This is a genomic window from Arthrobacter agilis (assembly GCF_002953615.1).
Classification (GTDB): domain Bacteria; phylum Actinomycetota; class Actinomycetes; order Actinomycetales; family Micrococcaceae; genus Arthrobacter_D; species Arthrobacter_D agilis_B.
In genome coordinates this window covers 2,977,049-2,984,214 of sequence record NZ_CP024915.1, presented here as the reverse complement: position 1 = coordinate 2,984,214, position 7,166 = coordinate 2,977,049, and the positions used below count along the sequence as shown (strand labels likewise).

The following is a 7,166-nucleotide window of genomic DNA, read 5'->3' as shown; positions in this document are numbered from 1 at the left end:
GGTGGCGGCCCCGCCATGAAGGCCTGCTGGAACGAACGGCCCGCATGGTCGGCGAGGGCGTGCATCAGGCCCGCCCTGTTCCCGAACCGGCGGAAGACCGTCCCCTTGCCCACGCCCGCCCGCCGCGCCACGGCGTCCGTGGTCAGCTTGTCCGGACCGCAGGACGCCACGATCTCGGCCGCGGCATCGAGGAGGAGCCTCCGGTTGCGCGCGGCATCGGTCCGTTCTCCGTCGTCTCCCGGAACCCGGAGCAATCCCTCGCCCTGCATCCCGCAACTATAGCGGCGGAATAAAACGGACCACGGTCCGCTTGAATAGGACAGACGCAGCACGCGCTCCTCTTTCGCCTCGACCTCACACCCCTGGGAGAACCGATGTCCACCACGATCCTGACCCTGGTCGGCAGCCTTCGCGAAGGCTCCATCAACCGCCAGCTCGCCGAAGCCGCCGTGGAGCACGCTCCCGATTCCGTCGACGTCGTCACCTTCGACGCCCTGAGCGACGTCCCCTTCTACAACGAGGACATCGACAACGACGTCGACCGCCCGAAGGCCGCGGACGACCTCCGCGCCGCCGCCGCGGACGCCGACGCCCTGCTGCTCGTCTCCCCCGAGTACAACGGCACCATGCCCGCCGTGCTCAAGAACGCGATCGACTGGCTGTCCCGTCCCTACGGTGCCGGTGCCATCTCGAGCAAGCCCGCCGCCGTCATCGGATCCGCCTTCGGCCAGTACGGCGGAGTCTGGGCCCACGATGAGGCCCGCCGCGCCCTCGGGGTGGCCGGAGCCTCCGTGGTCGACGACGCCAAGCTGTCCATCGGCGGCTCGATCACCCGTTTCGCCGAGCTGCACCCGAAGGACGACAGCGAAGTAGCCGGTCAGGTGAGCGAGATCCTCGCCGCCCTGGCCGGTGCCACCACACCTGTGGCAGCCTGACTCCCGTACGACGCGAAAGACGCCGGCGCACTGCGCCGGCGTCTTTCGTCGTTCCTGCCGCTGATCCGTCCCGTCAGTGCCAGAGGTTGTCCGCCCACGCGGCATCACGGAGGTAGTCCCGGGCCGGACCGATCTCCCAGAGCTGGCCCTGCGACTCGAGGACGCCGTCGTTCTGCATCGACTCGACCGCCTCCGAGGAGCACCCGAGGGCCTCCGAGAGATCGGCATCGTCAACGGCTAGCACGATGGTGTTCCTTGCATTCATGGTGCAGTCCTTCGCTCGATGGGTCGTGGCGGGACGGACCCTACTGGGGGTTGCGCGTCCCGTTCATCATGACGACCTGCGGCTTCCAGGTCCGTGCGTACAGTCCCAGTGCGGCCTCTTCGCGGGCCACGAAACCGAGACGATTGAGGGCCATGTGCGCCTGGTAGACCGTGAGGTGCTGGGCACTGCGGCTCACCCGCACCTTGTCGGCGCGGTAGAGGTAGGTATCGAGCGCCCGGTACCAGCGTCGCCGCCAGTTGAGCACCGCTGATTCGGCGGCGGTCGCGGCCATCAGGGCGTGGAATCCCGATGCCTTGGAGGCGACCTGGGCGGTCATCGCCTCACGAACGCCGGCGGCACGGGGGCCCACGTCGGCGGTGCAGGTGCGCAGGTGGCTGTCCCAGTAGAAGTCCCACGAGAGCCGCCGCCGGTCGGGCCAGCCCGCCGAACGGGGACCGCGCATCATGCTCTGGGCGGCATCGAACAGGACGAGCGCGCCGAGCGCCGAGCGGCCGTGGATGCGCGGGAAGCGCTGGTTGGCCCAGACGGCGAGTTCGGAGCTGAGCTCGAAGACCTCCTCCGCCAGGTCGAGGCCCTCCACGCCGCCGTACTTGACGAGATTCGCCTCCAGTTGCGGATCCGCCATCTCCTGGCCGCCGGAATAGTAGGTGTTGCCCGCAGGGGACGTGAACTGCTGCCGGACCGCCAGCAGCGGAAGGGTCCGTGCACTGCGGACCTGGAGCGCGCGCTGGAAGGCGCGGAGCCGCTCGAGGACCCGGGGATGGGCGTGGATGCTGAGCCTGACCTGGCTGACGACGCCGGTGGATGCATCCTCGCACCGGGTGAAGTACCAGCGCTTCGCGCCGAGTGCCTGTGCCTGCGCCACCAGCGGGGTGACCAGCTCTTCGATGATGCCGTCCGCTACATCGAAGCCACCCGTCGAGAGGGAGAGATGCCACCATTGAGTGCTGACTGTCGTTCGTGAGGCGGTTCGAACGGCTGTCACCTGACTCATGGCTCTCTCCTTCAGGGTCTGTGGTCACCCCCGCTGGGGCGGGTTCCGGGTGGGGCCGCCGGGCTCTAGTCCGGGGCTCCCTGTTACTTGGGCCAGTCCCAGCTGCTCGCCGTCGGCTGGCTCTTCGGCCAATCCCAGCTGGCTGCGCTGACGGACTGACCTGCCGGCACAACAGCCCCCACCAGGATCAACAGGCCTGCCGTTGCGCCGAGTACCTTCTTCATGGCGATCCTTCCTTGCCCGCTGTCCGGGAGGTCGAGCTGTCCGGCACTGCGACTCCGCAGTACCCGTTTCCTTCGGGGAGCCCTCGGGCTTCCCTGTGAACCGGCTCAACCAGAATGTCCGCCGGCGGCAGGTGGTGTCCAGCAGTACGGGTGGCCGTTTGTGGACATGACGCGAAGCGGACTCGGGCGCCCGGACCGGGCGGTCGGCCGGTGCGGTTTCGCGCCGGGATTCCGCGGAAAGACGGTGGAATTGTCCTCCTACGGCACGGCGGAATTGCCAGCCGCACCGAACTGTCATTAACTGGACATGTCATGTTTTTCACGACATCGTGATGCTGCCGGCCGCCCGGTGGCCGGGGACGAGGACTGCTCATGCTGGATGCGACGTCGGTCGAGGTCTACCGGTACGCCGTCGGGCATCCCGGCTGGACGCGCGCCGATGCGTCCGAAGCGCTGGGCCTGACCCTGCGCCGCATCGACACGGCCATCGGTGAACTGTCCGGGCGGCGGCTCCTCAGCCCGCAGGCGGGCAACGGGGAGGGATTCGTGGCCGTGTCGCCCGACGTCGCCCTGGCCGATCTCGTCGACGCCGACGAGCGCGCCCTGCAGGACCTGAGGGCCCGGATCAGCGGCCGGCGCCGTGAACTCTCGAGCCTCCTCCCCACGTTCCTCGAAGCACGGAAGAGTGTCCTCGCCAGCACCTCCGTCGAGACGCTCGAGGACCCCCACCTCATCCATCGGGTCCTCATCGACTACGGTCGTGATGTCACGGAGAAGGTCTACATCGCCCAGCCAGGGCAGGGTTCGACGGCGGACGTCCACGAGGAGAGCGTGCGCAAGGACCTGGAGCTGCTGGAGAACGGGGTGCGGCGACGGACGCTCTACGACACGAGCACGCGTGACCACGTGCCCACCCGCAAGGCCGTCGAGGCCATCGCGGCCGGCGGCGGCGAATTCGGCGTCCTGCCCTTCATCCCCCTGCGCATGCTGATCTTCGACGACAAGCTCGCCCTCGTGGGCCGCCAGCTGACCCGCGACGACAAGGCCGCCCTGGTCATCCGGGACCACAGCCTCATCAACATCTTCACGCACCTGTTCGACATCGCCTGGGAGGTCAGCGAGTCCTTCCTCGCTCCCCAGCAGGTCGAGTCACCGCTCAGCAGCATGCAGCGCTCGATCATCCAGGGCCTGGCCAACGGCCTGTCCGACGAGTCGATCGCCCGACGCCTGGACATCAACGTGAGGACCTGCCGACGACACATCGCGTGGATGCTCGAGACCCTCCGGGCCGACAGCCGGTTCCAGGCTGCGCTCAAGGCGCGTGAGGCCGGCTGGGTCTGATCGGCACCGGCATCGGCGACATCAGCGGGGAACGCACCATCGGTCAACAGCTGTTGCCTGACGGTGAACCCGGGCCTAGACTCTGGGCGTGACGTCCTCCAGCGAAGCCTCCGCCGACCTCCTGCCCGCCGAGACCGAAGCCGCCCTCGAACGAGCAGTCGATTCCGCCAACCGCCACGACCAGCTCTTCTCGCTGCGGGCGGCCAACATCAAGCAGTCCGCGGTGCGCGATGTCTTCGACATCTCGATCCGCCCGGGCCTGGTCTCCCTCGCGGGAGGGAGTCCCTACCTGAAGTCCCTGCCGCTCGAGGACCTCGGGCGCACCGCCCAGAAGATCATCGCCGAGCACGGCCTCGAAGCCCTGCAGTACGGCGGCGGGCAGGGGATGACCGAGCTGCGCGAACTGGTCTGCGACGTCATGGCCGCGGAGGGCATCGAAGGCGCCCACCCCGACGACGTCGTGATCACCACGGGCTCGCAGTCGGCGCAGGATGTCGCCGCGAAGGTCTTCTGCAATCCCGGCGACGTGATCCTGTGCGAGGACCCCACCTACGTGGGCGCCCTGAACACGTTCGAGGCCTACGAGGTCGACGTCGTCACCATCCCCATGGATGACGCCGGCCTGATCCCGGACGAGCTCGAGCGCGTCATCAACGAGCTCGAGGCGCAGGGCCGCGCCATCAAACTGCTCTACACCATCCCCAGCTTCAACAACCCGAGCGGCATCACGCTGGCTGCCGAGCGTCGCCAGCGCGTCGTCGACATCTGCCGCGCCCACACCATCCTCGTGCTCGAGGACAACCCCTACGGCATGCTCCGGTTCGACGGCGAACCCCTGAAGCCCATGCGCGCCGACAACCCCGACGACGTGATCTACCTCGGCTCCTTCTCGAAGATCTTCGCGCCCGGGGTGCGGCTCGGCTGGGCACTGGTGCCCAAGCACCTCTACCGCCGGTTCTACCTCGCCTGTGAAGCCGTGGTGCTGTGCCCGTCCCCGCTCACGCAGATGCTCGTGACCGCCTACCTCACCGAGTACGACTGGCAGGGACACCTGCGCACCATGCGCAGCCTCTACCGCGAGCGGTGCGACGCCATGCTGGGCGCGCTCGCCGAGGAACTCCCGGAGGGGGTCCACTGGACCAACCCCGACGGCGGGTTCTTCGTCTGGGTCACCCTGCCGGAGGGTATCGACACCTATCCCCTGCTGTACAAGGCGATCGACGCCGGCGTCGTGTTCATCCCCGGAGCCGCATTCACGCCGTCGGACGATCCCTCAAACAAGCTCCGCCTCGCCTTCAGCGCCGTGGCGCCGGAGGACATCGTCGAGGGCGTACGGCGCCTCGCGCCGATCCTGCGCGAGGCGATCGAGGACAACCGACGCTGATGCGGTAGCGCCGGCGTCCGGTCCTTCGACCGCCGCCGGTACGCACGCGCCCGGCCCTCCCGATGCGAGACCGTCAGCGGGGCGGGCGCTTCTGCTGGCGCAGCGTCACCGCGATCGAGATGAGGGCGGCCACGATCACGAGGATGGACAGCCGCGCCACGGTGCCGAGACCCGGGAAGGCCAGCTGCAGGACGGTCGACGCGAGGAACCCGAGTGCGACGACGAGCAGGAGCCGGCTCAGCGGATAGCGCGCGCGGGGCCGGCGGCCGGGCCCCTCACCGGGTAGCTGCTGGTTCATGAGCCCACCCTAGTCGAGCAGCAGTGCCGGCTCCTCGAGGATGGAGGCGACGTCGGCCATGAACCGTGCGCTCAGGTCGCCGTCGACCACGCGGTGGTCGAAGGACCCTCCGAGCGTGGTGATCCAGCGGGGGATGACCTCGCCGTCGAGGACCCAGGGCTTCTGCTTGATGGTGCCGAACGCGACGATCGCCACCTCCCCCGGGTTGATGATCGGCGTTCCCGTGTCGATGCCCAGGGCGCCGATGTTGGTGATCGTCAGCGTGCCGCCCTGCATCTGGGCCGGCTGTGTCCTGCCGGCGCGCGCCGTCGTCGCCAGGTCGTTCAGCGCCAGCGCCAGCTCCTTGAGCGAGAGGTCCTGCGCGTCCTTGATGTTCGGCACCATGAGGCCCCGGGGCGTGGCGGCCGCGATCCCGAGGTTCATGAAGTGCTTGACGAGGATCTCGTCATCGGTCCAGGTCGCGTTGACGGAGGGATTGCGGGCCGCAGCCCAGATGACGGCCTTCGCGAGGATCAGCAGCGGCGAGACCTTGATGCCCTCGAAGTCACGCGACGCCTTCAGCCGCTTGACGAACTCCATGGTGCGGGACGCATCGACGTCCACGAAGATACTGACGTGCGGGGCCGTGAAGGCGCTCTGCACCATCGCCCTCGCCGTGGCCTTGCGGACGCCCTTCACCGGGATGCGCTCGATGCGCCCTCCGCCCAGGAGCGTGCGGTCGGCCCAGAAGGACGGGGCGCCGTCCTGTTCGGCGTCGCGCTGGGACTGGTAGCTCATGAGGTCCTGCTTGGTGACCTCGCCCGCCGAACCCGTGGCCGGGACGTCGGCGAGGTTGATGCCGAGGTCGCGCGCGGCCTTGCGGACCGGAGGCTTCGCCAGCACGCGGTTGATCAGCTGGTTGAGCGGATTCGTCCGAGCAGCCGGCTCGGCCTCCGGCCGATCCGGGCTGCCGGCCGGAGGCTCCGGCGGCGCCTGCGGAACGGGTCCCGATTGTGCGGGGGCCTGCGCGGGGCTGGTCGGCACCGGAAGGCCCGCAGCAGGCGCCTGTGCTTTCCGCGGCCTGCGCTTCACAGCGTCGGCCTTCGGGCCGGTGCCCACGAGGGGACCCGGTGCCGCCTCCGGTGCCGCGGCTCCCGGTCGGTCCGCGTCGGCGCCCGGGCGCGACGGGTGGCCCTGTTCGAGCCCTCCGAGCTCCCCCGGCATGCCGGGTACCGGCACGTCGTCCCCGGCTGCCGATAGCCGGTCGCCGTCGCGCCCTGCCGCGTCCGTACCCGCGCCGGCACCGTCGCGCTGCGGCGCACCGGTGCGGTCTCCGCCGTCGCTCCCGACGCCCGGGCCGGAGGACGCGTCCTCGACCGAGATGATCGGCGTGCCCACCTCGATGGTCTCGCCCTCGGCCACGAGCAGCTCGGACACCGTTCCCGCGTAGGGCGAGGAGAGTTCGACGAGGGACTTCGCGGTCTCGATCTCGCAGATGATGTCGTTGACGGACACCGTGGCGCCGGGGGCCACCTTCCACTGCACGATCTCTGCCTCGGTGAGGCCCTCACCGACGTCGGGCAGGTTGAACGTATTGAGCGTCATGATGGTCCTTCAGTATGCGAAGGCACGGTCGAGTGCCTCGAGGATGCGGTCGATGTCCGGCAGGTACTGCTCCTCCACGCGGGCCACGGGATAGGGCATGTGGAAGCCGCCCACGCGGAT

At 69.1% G+C, this 7,166-nt stretch carries 9 protein-coding genes and 1 pseudogene; 3 read left to right on the top strand and 7 right to left on the bottom strand.

All coding sequences use genetic code 11. The annotated features are described in order from the left end of the window. The coding region (locus CVO76_RS14560) for a TetR/AcrR family transcriptional regulator (RefSeq protein WP_208741842.1) at window positions 1-269 on the bottom strand (269 nt) is incomplete at its 3' end. A 105-nt stretch (window positions 270-374) separates the two neighbouring features. On the opposite strand from CVO76_RS14560, the gene CVO76_RS14555 reads away from it, so the two are divergent. Then, window positions 375-935 carry an NAD(P)H-dependent oxidoreductase gene (locus tag CVO76_RS14555; RefSeq protein WP_208739901.1) on the top strand — a complete coding sequence of 187 codons (561 nt, stop codon included), beginning with the start codon at window positions 375-377 and terminating at the stop codon, window positions 933-935. 73 nt (window positions 936-1,008) lie between these two features. Here the strand turns inward: CVO76_RS14555 and CVO76_RS14550 are convergent, their stop codons facing one another. The 3 genes from CVO76_RS14550 to CVO76_RS14540 all read right to left on the bottom strand — a co-directional run bounded on the left by CVO76_RS14550 (window position 1,009) and on the right by CVO76_RS14540 (window position 2,439). Next, the gene (locus tag CVO76_RS14550) at window positions 1,009-1,200 is read right to left on the bottom strand and encodes a hypothetical protein (RefSeq protein WP_208739900.1); all 192 of its coding nucleotides are present in this window, start codon (window positions 1,198-1,200) and stop codon (window positions 1,009-1,011) included. A gap of 40 nt (window positions 1,201-1,240) precedes the next feature. Next, complete coding sequence (locus CVO76_RS14545) at window positions 1,241-2,215, bottom strand: lantibiotic dehydratase C-terminal domain-containing protein (protein ID WP_133081529.1); 975 nt, start codon at window positions 2,213-2,215, stop codon at window positions 1,241-1,243. A gap of 83 nt (window positions 2,216-2,298) precedes the next feature. After that, window positions 2,299-2,439, bottom strand: a complete 141-nt coding sequence (locus CVO76_RS14540; RefSeq protein ID WP_208739899.1) for a hypothetical protein — start codon at window positions 2,437-2,439, stop codon at window positions 2,299-2,301. Window positions 2,440-2,811: 372 nt separating this feature from the next. On the opposite strand from CVO76_RS14540, the gene CVO76_RS14535 reads away from it, so the two are divergent. Both CVO76_RS14535 and CVO76_RS14530 read left to right on the top strand, forming a co-directional pair. After that, window positions 2,812-3,780: a LuxR C-terminal-related transcriptional regulator gene (locus CVO76_RS14535; protein WP_208739898.1), complete on the top strand. Its 969-nt coding sequence runs from the start codon at window positions 2,812-2,814 to the stop codon at window positions 3,778-3,780. Between the two features lie 88 nt (window positions 3,781-3,868). After that, entirely contained in the window at window positions 3,869-5,164 is a 1,296-nt protein-coding gene (locus tag CVO76_RS14530) for a PLP-dependent aminotransferase family protein (RefSeq protein ID WP_208739896.1), read from the top strand. A gap of 73 nt (window positions 5,165-5,237) precedes the next feature. On the opposite strand, the gene CVO76_RS14525 is transcribed toward CVO76_RS14530, so the two are convergent. From CVO76_RS14525 to CVO76_RS17410, 3 genes and pseudogenes are all read right to left on the bottom strand, one after another. After that, window positions 5,238-5,462 carry a hypothetical protein gene (locus CVO76_RS14525; RefSeq protein ID WP_208739894.1) on the bottom strand — a complete coding sequence of 75 codons (225 nt, stop codon included), beginning with the start codon at window positions 5,460-5,462 and terminating at the stop codon, window positions 5,238-5,240. Window positions 5,463-5,471: 9 nt separating this feature from the next. Further along, window positions 5,472-7,046 carry a dihydrolipoamide acetyltransferase family protein gene (locus CVO76_RS14520; protein ID WP_208739892.1) on the bottom strand — a complete coding sequence of 525 codons (1,575 nt, stop codon included), beginning with the start codon at window positions 7,044-7,046 and terminating at the stop codon, window positions 5,472-5,474. A 9-nt stretch (window positions 7,047-7,055) separates the two neighbouring features. Then, window positions 7,056-7,166 (bottom strand): annotated as a pseudogene (locus CVO76_RS17410) (alpha-ketoacid dehydrogenase subunit beta); the annotation flags it as partial.